The following is a 16,028-nucleotide window of genomic DNA, read 5'->3' as shown; positions in this document are numbered from 1 at the left end:
TATTGCCCCGTCGACGAGATCAACCTAAGATTCGCCCTTACATGTTCGATCCACTCTACGTCGCCTCTGGTTTCGGTGTCGGTCTGCTCGTCGGCATGACGGGCGTAGGCGGCGGCTCGTTGATGACGCCGCTCCTGATCCTGTTGTTCGGCGTTCATCCCTCCACCGCGGTCGGAACCGACCTGCTCTATGCCGCCGCCACCAAGACTGCCGGCAGCGTGGTGCATGGCTGGTCGCGCAGCGTGCACTGGCCGGCCGTGCTGCGACTCGCCTGCGGAAGCATTCCGGCGAGCGCGCTGACGCTGCTGGTGCTGTGGAAGCTCGATCTCAAGAGCGATGCCGAGCGCAGCATGGTCAATCTGGTGCTGTGCTTCGCGCTGCTGCTGACCGCGACTTCGCTGATCTTCCGCAAGTCGCTCATGGAGCGCTATCGTCGTCGGCTCGAGCAGGTCGACGCGCGCGCCACCGCGATTGCGACCGTCGCCACCGGCATTGTGCTGGGCGTGCTGGTGTCGATCTCTTCGGTCGGTGCCGGCGCGGTCGGCGTCACGGTGCTGCTGCTGCTTTACCCGCGCCTGCCGATGGCGACCATCGTCGGCTCCGATATTGCACACGCCGTGCCGCTGACGCTGGTCGCCGGCATCGGACATTGGGCGCTCGGCGACGTCGACTGGGCGCTGATGGGCGTGCTGCTTTTGGGCTCGCTGCCCGGCATCGTTATCGGCAGCTACAGCGCAACGCGCGTGCCTGAAACCTTGCTGCGACTGACACTTGCCTGCGTGCTGTTCGCGGTCACAGGCAAGATCGTGTTTGCGGAACTGAATTTGTCGACGGTCTTCGTGACGGCGCTGGCCTGGACGCATTAGACCAAAGACCCCACACTCTCACGGCCATCGCCCGGCTTGACCGGGCGATCCGGTACCCCGGCAAGCTGTGATCGCATCGATAAGCCGCGGCGTACCGGATGCCCCGTCAAGCCGGGGCATGGCAGCGAGCCAGCTGAACCGGCGCGACCTACGCCGCCGTCCAGCCGCCGTCGATGGAGAGATTGGAGCCGGTGATCTGCGCAGCATCGTCGCTGCAGAGGAACAGCGCCAGCGCGGCGACCTGCTCGGAGGTGACGAACTCCTTCGTCGGCTGCGCATCGAGCAGCACGTCGTTGATGACCTGCTCGCGTGTCAGGTTGCGCGCCTTCATGGTGTCGGGAATCTGCTTCTCGACCAGCGGCGTCCAGACGTAGCCGGGGCTGATGCAGTTGCAGGTGATCTTGTGCGTGGCAACTTCCAGCGCCACGGTCTTGGTGAGTCCGGCGATGCCGTGCTTGGCCGAGACGTAGGCCGACTTGAAGGGCGAAGCGACCAGCGAATGCGCGGAGGCCGTGTTGATGATGCGGCCCCAGCCCCTCTTCTTCATGCCGGGGACGGCGGCACGGATGCCGTGAAAGGCCGAGGACAGGTTGATCGCGATGATCTGGTCCCACTTTTCCAGAGGGAACTCCTCGATCGGCGAGACGAACTGGATGCCGGCATTGTTGACGAGGATATCGACCGAGCCGAACGTCTTCTCGCCGAGCGCGATCATGCCGGCGATCTCGGCGGGCTTGGTCATGTCGGCGGGCGAGTAGATCGCCTTCACGCCGAATTCGGACTCGATCTTGGCGCGCTCCTTCTCGATATCTTCCGGCGCGCCGAAGCCGTTGATGACGACGTTGGCACCGGCGCCGGCGAACGCACGCGCATAGGCGAGCCCGATGCCGCTGGTCGATCCGGTCACGACGGCGTTCTTGCCTGACAGACTACCCATTCTATTCGCTCCTTTTTGCCGGGGGCGCGGTGACGTCCCCCGTGAGATCGTAGGTCACCATGGTCTCGCCGGACTGCGGCCGCTCGAGCCAGTCCTTGTGGCGCATCGACAGATGCACGTCGCGCACGCCGGCTTCCCAATGCTCGACCATGGCGACATGCGAGAAGTCGTAATCCTTGGACGAGGATTCGTAGTTCTTGCTGCGGTAGATCAGGTGCACCACCGTGACGGTGCTTTCGCGCGACACTTTCGCCAGGAATTCGACCGAAGGATCGTTCTTCAGGTCATCCGGCAATTTGCTGATGAGGTCGCGCACGGCCCTGCGGGCGTTATGCAACTGCTTGTTCTTGTCGGTGTTCATCCGCGTGCGGCTCGAATAGCGGATGTCCTTCTCGCGCTCGGCGGCCTCCAGCAGCGAGGTCGGCAGATCGCCGCGGGCGGAAAACAAATCGACCTGGAAGATCAGCATGTCGCGCTCGAGCTCGGTATCGAGCACGTAGTCGAGCGGGGTGTTGGAGGCGATGCCGCCATCCCAATAATGCTCACCGTCGATGATCACCGAAGGAAAGCCCGGCGGCAGCGCTCCCGAGGCCATGATGTGCTCGGGACCGATGATCTTGCCGAGCTTCTTGAACTCGAAATTGTCGAAATATCTGAAATTGCCCGAGGTGACGCCGACCGCTCCCACCGATAGTCGCGTCTTCAGATCGTTGATGCGGTCGAAATCGACCAGACCTTCCAGCGTCTTCTTGAGCGGCGAGGTGTCGTAATAGCTTTGTGCTTCGGGGTGCCCCGGCGGCCACAGCGGCGCCGGCGGAATGCGCGGCGTGAAGAACCCGGGCACGCCGAAGGTCGCGATCAGCGCTGCACTGGTCGAATTGAAAAGCTCGCGGCTTTGATCGCTCTTGCCGAGAGGCTTCCACGGCACCGGCGCCGACACCATCTCCCAGAATTCCTTGAGCCGCTTGACGCGCGTCTGGCCCTCATTGCCGGCGATGATGGCGGCGTTGACCGCACCGATGGAGATGCCCGCGACCCATTCGGGCTCGAAGCCGTAGCCGCACAGCGCCTGAAGGGCGCCGGCCTGGTAGGAGCCGAGCGCACCGCCGCCCTGGAGGACCAGGACGCGTTGCGCATTCGTGGGGATTGTTGCGATTTCCGGACTATGATCGGTCATGCTGGAACAATAGCAGAGGCCCGGTCAACGTGGCGACACTCCGCCGTGGCGTCAATGCACCCCAAATCAAGTCTGGCTTATCGCGGCTCCGTCGAGGCCAGGATCATGGTCCAGAACACCTTGTATTTGGTGCCGGGAGCATAGCTCGCCGCGATGCCCAATTTTGTGACACCGTTCTTGAGCATGTTGGCGCGGTGCGGAGGCGAATCGCGCCAGCCGGAAAACGCCTCCGCCAGCGTATGATAGCCTGCGGAGATGTTCTCGACGGCCACGGTCGCGGGATAGCCGCCGGCGGCCAGGCGCCTGGCCAGCGGCGCGCGGACATCGTGGTCCATCTTGTTGGCCGCCGCCATCGCATTGGACTGCGATTCGGCGAGCCGCGTCAGATCGGGGTCGATCACGACCGTGCCGAGCCCGTTGTTCTGGCGGTATTGCGAGATCATCACCGCTGCCGCTTGCACATCGAGCTTGGAGCCCGGGACCGCCATGTCGGTGTACATGGACGGCTGCTGGACCGGTGTCTCATTGCCGGCACAACCGGCGAGCAGCAAAGTGATGAGAATTGCGGCCGCAGCGCGCATGAATCGAGACCCCCAAATGAGGGGCCGTTGTTGCATACCAACCGTGGCTGAAAGGTGAATTTTGAGGAAAAATTGAGCCGTTATTCCCCACGCGCGCCTCAGCGCGAGCCCGGAATCTCGCGCGACGATCTCGCGATTCCGGGTTCGATGCTCCGCATCGCCCCGGAATGACCGGGCGCCTCAGCCCGCAAATATCCGGTAGCGGCGGGGCTCCAAGCCGATCATGTCGCCGACGCGCAGCTCCTTGTCGCGGGGGGCGTCGATCTCGATGGTCTCGCCGCCCGACAGCGCGACCTCGGCGCGCTGTACGGGGCCGAAATTGCGGACATGCCGAACAGCGCCCTCGAACGCGCCGCTGCCGGGCGGGCCGATCAGCATGTCGTGTCGCCGGACGAACAGCTTCGACGCGCCAGGCGCAAGCCCTTCGGCTGCGAGCCGAAGCGGCCGGCCACCGAGCCTGACAGCACCGCCCTCGACCTGGACCGGCAGCTCGATGGACTCGCCGATGAAGCCGTGGACGAAGGCGGTCGCCGGATATTCATAGACATCGCCGGGCGAGCCGATCTGCTCGATCCTGCCCTTGTCCATCACGACGACACGGTTGGCGACTTCGAGCGCCTCCTCCTGATCATGGGTGACGAAGATCGAGGTCACGTGGATTTCGTGATGCAGGGAGCGCAGCCATTCGCGGAGCTCTTTCCGCACCTTGGCATCGAGCGCGCCGAACGGCTCGTCGAGCAGCAGGATGCGCGGCTCGATCGCGAGCGCGCGGGCGAGCGCGATGCGCTGGCGCTGGCCACCGGAAAGCTGGCTCGGATAGCGGTCGGCGAGCCAGTCGAGCTGCACGAGATCGAGCAGCTCCTTGACCCGGGTCCGGATCGCGGCCTCGTCCTTGCGGACCGCGCGCGGCTGCACGCGCAGACCGAAGGCGACGTTCTCGAACACCGTCATGTGGCGGAACAGCGCGTAGTGCTGGAACACGAAGCCGACGTGCCGCTCGCGCGCGCCCTGGGCCAGTGCGTCCTCGCCATTGATGAAGACCTCGCCTGAATCGGGCCAGTCGAGGCCGGCGACGATCCGCAGCAACGTGGTCTTTCCGGAGCCGGACGGACCAAGCAGCGCCACCAGCTCGCCGCTGTCGACCTTGAGATCGATGCCGTCAAGCGCTTTGAAGCTGCCGAAAGTCTTGACGAGATTTCTGACTTCAATGGTCACTTGCGTCCTGTCCTTCGTCCAGATGGCGTTCGAGAACGGCCTTCGCGATCAGCGTGATCGGCGCCAGCATCGCCAGCAGCGAGGCGATCGCAAAGGCGGCGGCGAACTGATACTCGTTGTAGAGGATCTCGACCAGCAGCGGCATCCTATTGGTCTCGCCACGAACATGGCGGGAGACGCCTTCGACGACGCCCGATCAGTCTTGTAGATCTGATCAAAGTCGCCGCCATGGGCGAAATGCTCCTTCTGCGCCTTGGTCCAACCGCCGAAGACGTCCCGAACAGCTCGATCTTCGCGAAGATGCTCTCGTGCTTTCCTCGCAATCTTGGCGTCGCTGGAACGATAGAAAGTGCGCGCCGCGACCGCTCGCGCCCCTTAGTATACCAATACCGCAAGCAAGGGTCAGCCGCGTTCAGGCTGCTTTTCTGTCGACAACCTCGTCGACGATGGTGACGGGGGCTCGGCGAGGATCGATCGACGCAGTGCCACGGATAGGGCGACGAATTCTGCGCAGGCGCTTCTGCCAATCGGTCGTGGTGAGACCCTTGCGCGCGATGGCGTCGATCCCACAGGCCAGCGTAAGCGTCAGCACATCGGCCTGCCATCCATCGATCACCGCGCGCGCCTGCGAACGCTATCGCCATGCGACGGCCTGATCCCGACGCTCTTGCCTGTCTCCTTCCGATGGGCGGTCGAAGCCTCGTGACGGTGCTACGAAGCCTTCATCGTGTGAATGCCGCATTCTGTCTTGGCTCGGCCGCGCCAGCGACCAGCGCGCGCATCCTCACCCTCGGTCGTTCTGCTGGTGCAAGGCATGCACCCAACCGACAGGAATCCTGAAGCAACCAGAGGATGCCTCGGCAGCCTGGCGCGGACGAAGATCGCCTCGATCTCCTGGCGCGAAACATTGGCGAAGGGATTGAACTTCAAGCGCACGCCATCGTCCTCGACGACCGGAATCTCGGCGCGCGCATTGCCCTGGAAACGCTTGCGGCCGTTGATCCAGGCCGAGAACGGCTGCAGCGCGCGCGCCAGCGGCTCGACCTTGCGAATGCGGCAACAGGCGTCGGGATCGGAGAACCAGAGATCGCGGTCGGGATCGTCGAGCGACAGCACCTCCTCGGCCGGCTTGACCGAGCGGACATCCTTGAGGCCCAGCGTGGCGATCAGCGTATCGCGATAAGCCAGCGTCTCCTCAAACAACCAGCCGGTGTCGAGAAAGATCACCGGAATCGCAGCATCGACGTCTGCCATGACCTTGAGGAGCGTCGCCGATTCCGTGCCGAAGGACGACACCAGCGCGAGCTTGTCGCGCCCGACCGTCTTCAGCGCCGCCGCAACGATCTCCGCTGGCGAGGCATCGCGCAAGGCGCGATCGAGCTCGTCCGCCGAGGGCAACGAAGAGACTGCTGAAACCTGAGGCGCGACCGCATTCACGTGCCGACACCTTCAGAATGACGCAGCTGCATGCGCCGGTGCAGCGCCGTGATGCGGCCGTCGCCGGTCGGCTGGTAGAACACCGAATAGCGCTTGGCCGTCTGCATGAAGGCCTCGGCATCAGCCTGCTTCTTCACCTCGAAGGCATCGAACCCGGCGCGCAGCATGAACACGAACTGGTCGCGCAGCACCTGGCCGGTGGCGCGCAACTCGCCGCGGTAATTGTAGCGCTCGCGGAGCAGCCTCGCCTGGCTGTAGGCGCGCCCGTCCCGGAACGTCGGAAACACCAGCGCGACGGCGGCGACCTTGCCGAGATACGGCACCAGCTCAGCGATGTCACGATTGTTCGGCCAGATCACGCCAACCTTGCCCGAACGCTCGAGCAGCGCGTCGGCCTCAGCGAGAAACCGCTCGGCCGGCACCAGGATGTCGCCGCCCTCGGGCAGCGGGGTGTCGACGGCGAGCTTGACGAAGCCGTCGCCCGTGATCTTTCCGCCGCTAACGAGTGGCATAGACACGCTCCTTGAAGGGTTCGACGCCGAGGCGCTTGACCGTATCCATGAACAGCTCCTCCGGCCGCTCACGCAGCGCCAGATAGGCTTCCACGACGTCTTCGACGACATCGGCGACTTCGTCGAACTTGACGCCGGGGCCGATCAGGGTCCCGAGCGTGGCGTTCTCGTCGGCGCGGCCGCCGATCGTGATCTGGTAGACTTCCTCGCCGTTCTTCTCGACGCCGAGAATGCCGATGTGGCCGACATGGTGATGGCCGCAGGCATTGATGCAGCCGGAGATGTTGATGTGGAGCCGGCCGATGAGGTTGGCGAGCTCGTGATTGGCGAAGCGCCGCGTCAGCTCCTGCGCGATCGGGATCGAGCGGGCATTCGCCAGCGAGCAATAATCGAGCCCCGGGCAGGCGATGATGTCGGTGATCAGATTGACGTTCGGCGTCGCGAGCCCGAGCTTGTCGAGCGCCTTCCACAGCGCCGGCAGATCGCGCTTGGCCACATGCGGCAGCGCCAGGTTCTGCTCGTGGCCGACGCGAATCTCGCCGAAGGAATATTGGTCGGCGAGATCGGCGAGCGCGTCCATCTGCTTGGCGGTGGCATCGCCCGGAGGGCCGCCGGTCGGCTTCAGCGAGATCGTGACGATGGAATAGCCCTGCACCTTGTGCGGTGCGACCGAGTTCTTGCGCCACGCCTCGAAATCCGGATCGGCCGCGGCCTGGCGCAGCTCGTCGGGCATGTGCGGCAGCTTCTCGTAGGCGGGATAGGTGAAGCGCGAGCGGATGTCCTCGATCACCTCGTCGTCGATCTGGAGCGAGGAGTTGCGGATCTGCTGCCACTCCTCCTCGACCTCGCGCGAGAACTTCTCGATGCCGAGCTCGTGCACAAGGATCTTGATGCGCGCCTTGTAGATGTTGTCGCGGCGGCCGTACTGATTGTAGACGCGCAAGATCGCCTCGATGTAGCTGAGGATGTCGCGTCCGTGCACGAAGTGCTTGATGGTCTTGGCGATGAAGGGCGTGCGGCCGAGACCGCCGCCGACCAGTACCTCGAAGCCGGTCTCCCCCTTCTCGTTCCTGATCAGGCGCAGGCCGATGTCGTGGATCTTGATCGCGGCGCGGTCGTGATCCGAGGCGGTGATCGCAATCTTGAACTTGCGCGGCAGGAACGAGAATTCCGGATGCAGCGTGGTGTGCTGGCGGATCAGCTCCGACCAGATGCGGGGATCCTCGATCTCGCCGGGCGCGACGCCGGCCCACTGGTCCGAGGTGACGTTGCGCATGTTGTTGCCGGAGGTCTGCATCGCATGGATGCCGACCTTGGCAAGGTCTTCGAGCGCGTCCGGCAGCTCGGCGAGCTTGATCCAGTTGAACTGGATGTTTTGCCGCGTGGTGAAATGGCCGTAGCCGCGGTCGTATTTGCGCGCGACGTGGGCGAGCGCCCGCAGCTGGTTGGTCGCCAGCGTGCCGTAGGGGATCGCGACGCGGAACATGTAGGCGTGCAGCTGCAGATACACGCCGTTCTGAAGCCGCAGGATCTTGAACTCGTCCTCGGTGAGTTCGCCGGAGAGGCGCCGCTTCACCTGGTCGCGGAACTCCGAGACGCGCTCGTTGACGAGCGTGCGGTCGATTTCGTCGTAAGCATACATGAGTGCGTGCCTTAAACCTGGGCCGGCTGTCCGATGGTGACGCCGGTGCGGCGAATCTGTTCGCGCAGATTGCCGGGAACGATCCTGCCGTCGGCACCGATCTGAACCGGCGCGATATAGGGACCGATGGCACCGACGTCATCGGCCACGGCCTCCGCAAGCAACGCCTTGGCCTCCTCGGAGTTGCGCACGATCGCGGCTTCCGAGAGCTCCGCGGACCAGGCCCTAGCGGCGGTGCGGTACACGACGATGCCGTCCCAGGTGCGGTTGGCGGTCACGACGGAGGGGCCGGCGATGCGGATCTTCTTTTGTTCGAGCGGAGAGGTCATTCGGCTGCATCCAGGAGGTCGGAGATGATTTGTCTTGGAGATTGGCGGCGAAGCGAGCCGGCGTGCCGGACCACGTCGCCGATGATGAGGATGGCGGGACCGCCCTGGGTCCGCCGCACCAGTTCGGGCAGATCCCGCAGCGTGCCGATCGCGCCTTGCGCATCGGGCCGCGTGACGCGGGCGAACACGCCGACCGGCGTCTCCGGCGAGCGGCCGGCCGCGAACAGGCCCGCGCGCACGGCCGGCGCCGCGGTCATGCCCATGTAGACCACGACGGTCATCTTGGTGTCGGTCAACGTCGACCAGTCGACGGCTTCCGCATCGCGCGCCTTGTGTGCGGTGAGGAAAGTGATGCGCGTCGCTTCATGGCGGTACGTCAGCGGCACCTCGAAATCGGCGGCGCCGCCGAGGCCCGCCGTGATGCCGGGGATGATCGAATAAGCGACGCCGGCGGCACGCAGCGCTTCAACCTCTTCGCCGCCGCGGCCGAACACGAAGGGATCGCCGCCCTTCAGCCGCACCACGCGCTGACCGGATTGCGCCGCCTCGATCATGCGCTTGTTGATAGCGTCCTGGCCGATGCCGGGCTTGCCGACGCGGCGGCCGACCGCGACGCGCGTGGTGTCGCGGCGGATGCGATCGAGAATCTCGGGCGAGACCAGTTCGTCATGGAAAACGACGTCCGCATCCTGCAACGCGCGCAGCGCCTTGATGGTGAGCAGATCGGGATCGCCTGGCCCCGCACCGACCAGCGCGACCGAGCCTTCCGGCTTGTCGGCACGCGCGAATTCGGAAGGGTCGGCAATCGCCTTGAGCGATGCGTCCGCTTCGCTCCTGCGACCGGCGAGCACGGCGGCGCCGATCGGACCGTCGATCACGCGCTCCCAGAAGCGGCGACGCAGCGGAAATTCGGCGATACGTTCGTTGATGGACTTGCGGAAGCCGCCGATGAACTCCGCAAGCTCGCCGATGCGGGCCGGCAGCAGCGCCTCGATCTTCTCCCGCACGCGACGCGCCACCACCGGCGAGGTTCCGCCGGTGCCGACCGCGACCACGACATCCCCGCGATCGACGATCGCCGGGAAAATGAAGCTGGAATGTTCGAGATCGTCCATGACGTTGACGGGCAGGCCGGCAGCCTTGGCGCGGACCGACATCGCCACCCCGACATCACCCGCACCAGCGCAAACGATGGCGATGACACCTGAGAGATCGGCCGTGAGCGGATCGCCCGCCGCGATCTCGACGCGCGCCGCATCTTCCGGGTTGAGGCCAAGGTCATGGTTACCGTCGATCGCGTGCACGCGGATGCGTGCGCCGGCAGCAGCGAGCACGCGCAGCTTGGCGCGCAAAAGCTCGCCCGCACCGATGAGGACCACCGGACCGGCCTTGAGATCGAGAAATACCGGCAAGAACCGCATGCGCTACTCGCTTCCCCACAACCGGGGTTGACTGGAATTATTTTCTATATATGTCTCGTTTCTAGCGCGCAAAGAGAAAATTTTTTCTTCTCTTCCGCACTGCAACTATAGAATTTTCGCCTCCAAACGCAAAGTCGCAGAGATGCATCTTCTCAAGGACGATTCCGCCGCTGATCGAGTGAGCAAGCCGGCGCCGGCCGACCCCGCGCGCGCGCAAGAATTCTCCGCCGATGTCGCTCCGAGCATGGACCATCTCGACCAGCTCGAGGCGCAGAGCATCTACATCTTCCGCGAGGCTTTTGCCCGGCTGAAGAAGATCGCCTTGTTGTGGTCGCTCGGGAAAGATTCCAACGTGATGATCTGGCTGGCGCGGAAAGCCTTCTTCGGCAAGATGCCGTTCCCGGCTCTTCACGTCGATACCGGCAAGAAGTTTCCGGAGATGTATCGCTTCCGCGATCATTACGGCAAAGAATGGGATCTCGATTTGCGCGTCGAGCCCTGCCCGCCGATCGATGCCGTCGACCCGACGCTGCCGCCGGCCGCGCGTTCCGCCGCGCGCAAGACCGAGGGCCTCAAGATGGCGCTCGCCAAATACGGCTTCGACGGCCTGATCGCCGGCATCCGCCGCGACGAGGAGGCGACGCGCGCCAAGGAGCGCGTGTTCTCGCCGCGCGGCCTCGAAGGCAATTGGGATGTGCGCGACCAGCCGCCGGAGTTCTGGGATCATTTCAACGCCTCGCCGCCGCAGGGCGCGCATCTGCGCATCCATCCGATCCTGCATTGGACCGAGGCCGACATCTGGGCCTACACCAAGCGCGAGAACATCCCGATCATTCCGTTGTACCTCGCCAGGAACGGCAAGCGCTATCGCTCGCTGGGTGACCAGGACATTACCAATCCGGTCGCCTCAAACGCTTCGAACATCGACGAGATCCTGATCGAGCTCGAACAGACCAAGGTACCGGAGCGCTCGGGGCGCGCGCTCGATCACGAGACCGAGGACGCTTTCGAGCGCCTGCGCGTCGCCGGCTATCTCTGACCTCAAGGACGCGAGCGTTCCATGAACATGATCGTCACCACGGCTCCGCCGAGCACTCCGAACGGCACCACCCGTCCCCAGGTGCGCATCGTCATCGTCGGCCATGTCGATCACGGCAAGTCGACGCTGGTCGGCCGGCTCCTGCACGAGACCGGCAGCCTGCCCGAGGGCAAGCTGGACATGTTGAAAGCCGTCAGCGCGCGGCGCGGCATGCCGTTCGAATGGTCGTTCCTGCTCGATGCGCTGCAGACCGAGCGCGACCAGGGCATCACCATCGACACCACGCAGATCCGTTTCCGCACCAATTCGCGCGACATCGTGCTGATCGACGCGCCCGGCCATGCCGAGTTCCTGCGCAACATGATCACCGGCGCCTCCCAGGCCGACGGCGCGGTGCTGATCATCGATGCGCTCGAGGGTGTGCGCGACCAGACCAGGCGGCATGGCTATCTCCTGCATCTGCTCGGCGTGAAGCAGGTTGCGGTCGTCGTCAACAAAATGGATCGCGTCGATTTCTCCGTCAACCGCTTCAACGCGATCAGCGACGAGATCTCCGCGCATCTCAATGGCCTCGGCGTGACACCGACGGCGGTGATCCCGATTTCGGCGCGCGACGGCGACGGCGTCGCGGAGCGCACCGATCGGATCGGCTGGTACAAGGGACCAAGCGTGGTCGAAGCGCTTGACCGGCTCGAGCCCGCACGGGCGCTGGAGGCACTGCCGCTACGGCTGCCGGTGCAGGCAATTTACAAATTCGACGACCGCCGCATCGTCGCGGGCCGCATCGAGTCCGGCAACCTGATCGCCGGCGACGAGATCGTGATCATGCCCGCCGGCAAGATCGCCAGGATCAAGTCGGTCGAGAGCTGGCCGGTAACGTCGGTCGCCAGCCGTCAGGGCGCGGGCCGCTCGGTCGGCATCACGCTCGATCGCGAATTGTTCATCGAGCGCGGCGACATCGTCGCGCATGCAGGCAGCGCACCGCGCGAAACGCGGCGGCTGCGCGCGCGGATCTTCTGGCTGCACGACAAGCCGCTCGCCAGGGGCGACCAGCTGCTGGTGCGCTGCGGGCCGAAGGAAAGCCGCGCCACCGTGGTTGCCATCGAGAAGGCGATCGATCCCGGCGAGCTCTCGAGCTCCGAGAACAGGGTGATCGGCCGCAACCATGTCGGCGAGATCGACATCTCCCTGTCCAGTCCGATCGCGACCGACCCCTACACCGAGAACCCGCGCACCGGCCGCCTCGTGATCGAGGTGTCCGGACGCATCGCCGGCGGCGGCCTGGTGCTGTCGGTCGATGCCGGCCAACGCGCCGTGCCTGTTGACATCGTGCCGGTGGAATCGGCGCTGCGGCCCGACGAGCGCTCGGCGCGCTATCGCCACAACGGCGCCGTGGTCTGGCTCACCGGCCTGCCCGCCTCCGGCAAGTCGACGCTGGCAAAAGCGCTGGAGCGGCGGCTGTTCAGCCATGGCGGCTCGCCGATCCTGCTGGACGGCGACACGCTGCGCGCGGGCCTCAACAGCGATCTCGGCTTCTCCGCCGCTGATCGCAGCGAGAACATCCGCCGCCTCGCCGAGGTCGCGACGCACCTTGCCCGCAACGGCCATATCGCCATCGTCGCCGCGGTCTCGCCGGCCCGCGAGGATCGCGCAGCGGCACGCCGGATCGCCGACACCGCGTTCCGCGAGATCCACGTCGCGACGCCGGCCGAGGTGTGCGAGGAGCGCGACCCCAAGGGCCACTACAAGAAGGCCCGTGCAGGTGCATTGGCTTCGTTCACCGGGATCGGCAACGACTACGAGAAGCCTGACGCGGCCGAACTCGTGATCGACACGTCGAAGAGGACGGTCGCCGAGGCGACCGACGAGGTCGAGCACATGCTGAAGACGACCGGCGTGCTGTTCGACGAGGTCGTGGACCTCGCTGCGAATATTTGATTCTGTCCCAGCCCCCCGCGGTCCTCGCCCGATTGGCCGGGCGCCCCAATACGCCGGAGACAGCGATGGGATACGGAGAAGCCGCGGCGCACTGGCTTGCCCGCTTTCGCGGGAAATGACAGCGGCGCGAGCGGCTGCCCCTATTCCTTGACATTTTGACAACCGCGCGGGGGTCTTCTCACCGCCCCTTTTTTGGGGCTAATAGGCCCCCGAAAGCCGCTCCCTGGAGCGCATTTTGCTGCTGTCGGGTCAAAAGCAGCCAAAAGCAGCCATTTCCAACAAGAAAGCCCATCATGAAACGCGTCGACGCCCACGGATTGAAGATCGCTCCCGTCCTGTTTGATTTCATCGCCAAGGAAGCGGCCCCGAAAACGGGGATCGCGCCGGATGCGTTCTGGGCCGGGCTCGCCGGCATCATCAAGGAACTGGGGCCGAAGAACCGCGAACTGCTCGCATTCCGCGACACACTTCAGGCCAAGATCGACGACTGGCACCGGGCCAACAAGGGCAAGGCGTTCGACCTCGACGCCTATACCGCCTTCCTGAAGGAGATCGGCTATCTGGTCCCGGAGCCGGCGACCCAGAACGTCGAGACTGCCAATGTCGACGAGGAGATCGGCAAGATCTGCGGCCCGCAGCTGGTCGTGCCACTGACGAATGCGCGCTACGCGCTGAACGCGGCGAATGCGCGCTGGGGCTCGCTCTATGACGCCTTCTACGGCACCGATGCCATCCCGCATGATGCTTCCGAGAGCGGCAAGGGCTACAACAAGGCGCGCGGCGACAAGGTGATCGCCAAGGCCAAGGCGTTCCTCGATAACGCCGTGCCGCTCGCAACCGGCAGCCACACCGACGTCACCGCCTACAGCGTCGTCGCGGGCCAGCTTGCGGTAAAGCTGAAGAGCGGCAACGCCACCGCGCTGAAGAACGCCGCGCAGTTCGCCGGCTTCCAGGGCGATGCCGCCGCGCCGAGTGCAGTGCTGCTCGTCAACAACGGCCTGCATATCGAGGTCAAGATCGACCGCAGCAGCGCGATCGGCAAGGACGATCCGGCCGGCGTCGCCGACGTGATCATGGAGGCTGCAGTCTCGACCATCCTCGACATGGAAGATTCGGTCGCTGCCGTCGACGCCGAGGACAAGGTGCTGGTCTACCGCAACACGCTCGGCCTGATGAACGGCACGTTGTCGGCCGATTTCGAGAAGGGCGGCAAGACGCTGACGCGCTCGCTCAATGCCGACCGCAGCTACAAGACGCCTGACGGCAAGGGCGAGCTCAAGCTGCACGGCCGCAGCCTGCTCCTGATGCGCAATTGCGGTCACCACATGTTCACCGACGCGGTGCTGGACGAGAAGGGCGAGGAGGTCCCCGAGGGCCTGCTCGATGCCGCCGTGTCGGGCCTGCTTGCCATTCACGACCTCAAGGGTCTCTCCAAGGTCAAGAACAGCCGCACGGGCTCGGCGTATATCGTGAAGCCGAAGATGCACGGGCCGGACGAGGTATCGCTCACCTGCGAGATCTTCGACCGCGTCGAGAAGATGCTGGGCTTGCCCGAGAACACGCTCAAGGTCGGCATCATGGACGAGGAGCGGCGTACCACAGTCAACCTCAAGGCCTGCATCCAGCGCGCCTCCAAGCGGATCATGTTCATCAACACCGGCTTCCTCGATCGTACCGGCGACGAGATCCACACCTCGATGGAAGCGGGCCCCATGATCCGCAAGAACGAGATGAAGGCGCAGGCCTGGATCAAGGCCTATGAGGACTGGAACGTCGACATGGGCCTGGCCTGTGGCCTGCCCGGCCACGCCCAGATCGGCAAGGGCATGTGGGCCGCGCCCGACAAGATGGCGGATATGCTGGCGCAAAAGCTCGCCCATCCGCAGGCCGGCGCCACCACGGCCTGGGTGCCCTCGCCGACCGCCGCGACGCTGCACGCGCTGCACTACCACCAGGTCAACGTCATCGCGCGCCAGCAGGAACTCGCCAAGGGCGGGACGCGCGCAAAGCTCTCGGACATCCTCACCATTCCGGTGTCGAAGTCGAACTGGGCGCCAGATGACGTGAAGCAGGAGATTGACAACAATTGCCAGGGCATCCTCGGATACGTCGTCCGCTGGATCGACCAGGGCGTCGGCTGCTCCAAGGTGCCCGACATCCACGACGTCGGCCTGATGGAAGACCGCGCGACGTTGCGCATCTCCAGCCAGCATCTCGCCAACTGGCTGCACCAGGGCGTGATCACCGAGGCGCAGGTGATGGAATCGCTCAAGCGCATGGCCATCGTCGTCGACAAGCAGAATGCGGGCGACCCGATCTACAAGCCGATGGCGCCAAGCTTCGACGGCGTCGCCTTCAAGGCCGCCTGCGACCTCATCTTCAAGGGCCGCGAGCAGCCGAACGGTTACACCGAATACATCCTGACCGCGCGCCGCCGCGAGGCCAAGTCGCTGGGCTGAGCGAACTCAGTGAAACGTCAAAAGCCCCGGCGCATGCCGGGGCTTTTTCGTTGGACGAAACGCCGCAAGGTGCCGCGGAACCGGCTGCGAAGGGGTCGCGTTGTCGGGCCATCAACCAACAGGAGATGGTCATGGACTGGAATCGCATCGAAGGAAACTGGAAGCAGTTCAAGGGCTCGGCCAAGGAGAAGTGGGGCAAGCTCACCGACGACGACCTTCAACTGATCGAGGGTCGCCGCGAGCAGCTCGAGGGCCGGCTGCAGGAACGTTATGGCAAGGCCAAGGACCAGGTTCGGCAGGACGTCGACGACTGGCTCAAAGGGCTGCACTGAGAATTTACGCGAACGAAGCCCCGGCTCACCAGGCTGTGTGGAAACGATTGGAGGCTCCGGGTAACCGGGGCCTCTTTTGCTTCAGGTGCTTTCAGGCTGCGGCGGTTTTGATGTTGATGGCGCGGAGGATGTTGTAGGCGAGG

At 64.8% G+C, this 16,028-nt stretch carries 15 protein-coding genes and 1 pseudogene; 5 read left to right on the top strand and 11 right to left on the bottom strand.

Going from position 1 to position 16,028, the window contains the following annotated elements; genetic code table 11:
- Positions 1–41: 41 nt before the first annotated feature.
- Positions 42–866 carry a sulfite exporter TauE/SafE family protein gene (locus ASG57_RS10720; protein ID WP_024340502.1) on the top strand — a complete coding sequence of 275 codons (825 nt, stop codon included), beginning with the start codon at positions 42–44 and terminating at the stop codon, positions 864–866.
- A gap of 148 nt (positions 867–1,014) precedes the next feature.
- Here the strand turns inward: ASG57_RS10720 and ASG57_RS10715 are convergent, their stop codons facing one another.
- The 11 genes and pseudogenes from ASG57_RS10715 to cysG form a co-directional block, all read right to left on the bottom strand.
- Complete coding sequence (locus ASG57_RS10715; protein ID WP_024340503.1) at positions 1,015–1,803, bottom strand: 3-hydroxybutyrate dehydrogenase; 789 nt, start codon at positions 1,801–1,803, stop codon at positions 1,015–1,017.
- A gap of 1 nt (position 1,804) precedes the next feature.
- Positions 1,805–2,980, bottom strand: coding sequence for a DUF3734 domain-containing protein (locus ASG57_RS10710; RefSeq protein ID WP_024340504.1), 1,176 nt, complete (start codon positions 2,978–2,980; stop codon positions 1,805–1,807).
- Between the two features lie 77 nt (positions 2,981–3,057).
- Positions 3,058–3,561: a CAP domain-containing protein gene (locus ASG57_RS10705; protein ID WP_024340505.1), complete on the bottom strand. Its 504-nt coding sequence runs from the start codon at positions 3,559–3,561 to the stop codon at positions 3,058–3,060.
- Between the two features lie 180 nt (positions 3,562–3,741).
- Complete coding sequence (locus ASG57_RS10700) at positions 3,742–4,776, bottom strand: sulfate/molybdate ABC transporter ATP-binding protein (protein WP_024340506.1); 1,035 nt, start codon at positions 4,774–4,776, stop codon at positions 3,742–3,744.
- A pseudogene (gene cysW / locus ASG57_RS36575) lies at positions 4,766–4,969 on the bottom strand (sulfate/thiosulfate ABC transporter permease CysW); the annotation flags it as partial. The pseudogene cysW and the gene ASG57_RS10700, both read right to left, overlap by 11 nt.
- Positions 4,970–5,188: 219 nt before the next feature.
- Positions 5,189–5,392, bottom strand: coding sequence for a hypothetical protein (locus tag ASG57_RS10695; protein ID WP_024340507.1), 204 nt, complete (start codon positions 5,390–5,392; stop codon positions 5,189–5,191).
- A gap of 95 nt (positions 5,393–5,487) precedes the next feature.
- Positions 5,488–6,213 (bottom strand): phosphoadenylyl-sulfate reductase, encoded by a 726-nt coding sequence (locus ASG57_RS10690; RefSeq protein WP_024340508.1) that lies wholly within the window; start codon positions 6,211–6,213, stop codon positions 5,488–5,490.
- Positions 6,210–6,725: a DUF934 domain-containing protein gene (locus ASG57_RS10685; protein ID WP_024340509.1), complete on the bottom strand. Its 516-nt coding sequence runs from the start codon at positions 6,723–6,725 to the stop codon at positions 6,210–6,212. Before ASG57_RS10685 ends, ASG57_RS10690 begins: the two co-directional genes overlap by 4 nt.
- Positions 6,712–8,367: a nitrite/sulfite reductase gene (locus ASG57_RS10680; RefSeq protein WP_024340510.1), complete on the bottom strand. Its 1,656-nt coding sequence runs from the start codon at positions 8,365–8,367 to the stop codon at positions 6,712–6,714. The genes ASG57_RS10685 and ASG57_RS10680 overlap by 14 nt, the downstream gene beginning before the upstream one ends.
- Before the next feature lie 11 nt (positions 8,368–8,378).
- Positions 8,379–8,696, bottom strand: coding sequence for a DUF2849 domain-containing protein (locus ASG57_RS10675; RefSeq protein ID WP_024340511.1), 318 nt, complete (start codon positions 8,694–8,696; stop codon positions 8,379–8,381).
- Positions 8,693–10,117: a siroheme synthase CysG gene (gene cysG / locus ASG57_RS10670; RefSeq protein WP_024340512.1), complete on the bottom strand. Its 1,425-nt coding sequence runs from the start codon at positions 10,115–10,117 to the stop codon at positions 8,693–8,695. The genes ASG57_RS10675 and cysG overlap by 4 nt, the downstream gene beginning before the upstream one ends.
- 244 nt (positions 10,118–10,361) lie before the next feature.
- On the opposite strand from cysG, the gene cysD reads away from it, so the two are divergent.
- From cysD to ASG57_RS10650, 4 genes are all read left to right on the top strand, one after another.
- On the top strand, positions 10,362–11,156 hold the full coding sequence (cysD, locus tag ASG57_RS10665; RefSeq protein ID WP_024340513.1) for a sulfate adenylyltransferase subunit CysD: 795 nt from the start codon (positions 10,362–10,364) through the stop codon (positions 11,154–11,156).
- Positions 11,157–11,177: 21 nt separating this feature from the next.
- Complete coding sequence (gene cysC, locus ASG57_RS10660) at positions 11,178–13,094, top strand: adenylyl-sulfate kinase (RefSeq protein ID WP_024340514.1); 1,917 nt, start codon at positions 11,178–11,180, stop codon at positions 13,092–13,094.
- Positions 13,095–13,387: 293 nt separating this feature from the next.
- Positions 13,388–15,553, top strand: coding sequence for a malate synthase G (locus tag ASG57_RS10655; RefSeq protein ID WP_024340515.1), 2,166 nt, complete (start codon positions 13,388–13,390; stop codon positions 15,551–15,553).
- A 131-nt stretch (positions 15,554–15,684) separates the two neighbouring features.
- Positions 15,685–15,885 carry a CsbD family protein gene (locus ASG57_RS10650; protein WP_024340516.1) on the top strand — a complete coding sequence of 67 codons (201 nt, stop codon included), beginning with the start codon at positions 15,685–15,687 and terminating at the stop codon, positions 15,883–15,885.
- Positions 15,886–16,028: the final 143 nt, after the last annotated feature.

This window comes from Bradyrhizobium sp. Leaf396, from assembly GCF_001424605.1.
GTDB lineage: Bacteria > Pseudomonadota > Alphaproteobacteria > Rhizobiales > Xanthobacteraceae > Bradyrhizobium > Bradyrhizobium japonicum_C.
This window is presented reverse-complemented; position numbering and strand designations above follow the sequence as displayed.

What these genes read in the sequence shown, in the direction of transcription:
- ASG57_RS10720 (WP_024340502.1), top strand. Translation starts at nt 42, where the DNA reads ATGTTCGATCCACTCTACGTCGCCTCTGGTTTCGGTGTCGGTCTGCTC.
- ASG57_RS10705 (WP_024340505.1), bottom strand. Translation starts at nt 3,561, where the DNA reads ATGCGCGCTGCGGCCGCAATTCTCATCACTTTGCTGCTCGCCGGTTGT.
- ASG57_RS10685 (WP_024340509.1), bottom strand. Translation starts at nt 6,725, where the DNA reads ATGCCACTCGTTAGCGGCGGAAAGATCACGGGCGACGGCTTCGTCAAG.
- cysC (WP_024340514.1), top strand. Translation starts at nt 11,178, where the DNA reads ATGAACATGATCGTCACCACGGCTCCGCCGAGCACTCCGAACGGCACC.
- ASG57_RS10655 (WP_024340515.1), top strand. Translation starts at nt 13,388, where the DNA reads ATGAAACGCGTCGACGCCCACGGATTGAAGATCGCTCCCGTCCTGTTT.
- cysG (WP_024340512.1), bottom strand. Translation starts at nt 10,117, where the DNA reads ATGCGGTTCTTGCCGGTATTTCTCGATCTCAAGGCCGGTCCGGTGGTC.
- ASG57_RS10650 (WP_024340516.1), top strand. Translation starts at nt 15,685, where the DNA reads ATGGACTGGAATCGCATCGAAGGAAACTGGAAGCAGTTCAAGGGCTCG.
- cysD (WP_024340513.1), top strand. Translation starts at nt 10,362, where the DNA reads ATGGACCATCTCGACCAGCTCGAGGCGCAGAGCATCTACATCTTCCGC.
- ASG57_RS10715 (WP_024340503.1), bottom strand. Translation starts at nt 1,803, where the DNA reads ATGGGTAGTCTGTCAGGCAAGAACGCCGTCGTGACCGGATCGACCAGC.
- ASG57_RS10675 (WP_024340511.1), bottom strand. Translation starts at nt 8,696, where the DNA reads ATGACCTCTCCGCTCGAACAAAAGAAGATCCGCATCGCCGGCCCCTCC.
- ASG57_RS10710 (WP_024340504.1), bottom strand. Translation starts at nt 2,980, where the DNA reads ATGACCGATCATAGTCCGGAAATCGCAACAATCCCCACGAATGCGCAA.
- ASG57_RS10680 (WP_024340510.1), bottom strand. Translation starts at nt 8,367, where the DNA reads ATGTATGCTTACGACGAAATCGACCGCACGCTCGTCAACGAGCGCGTC.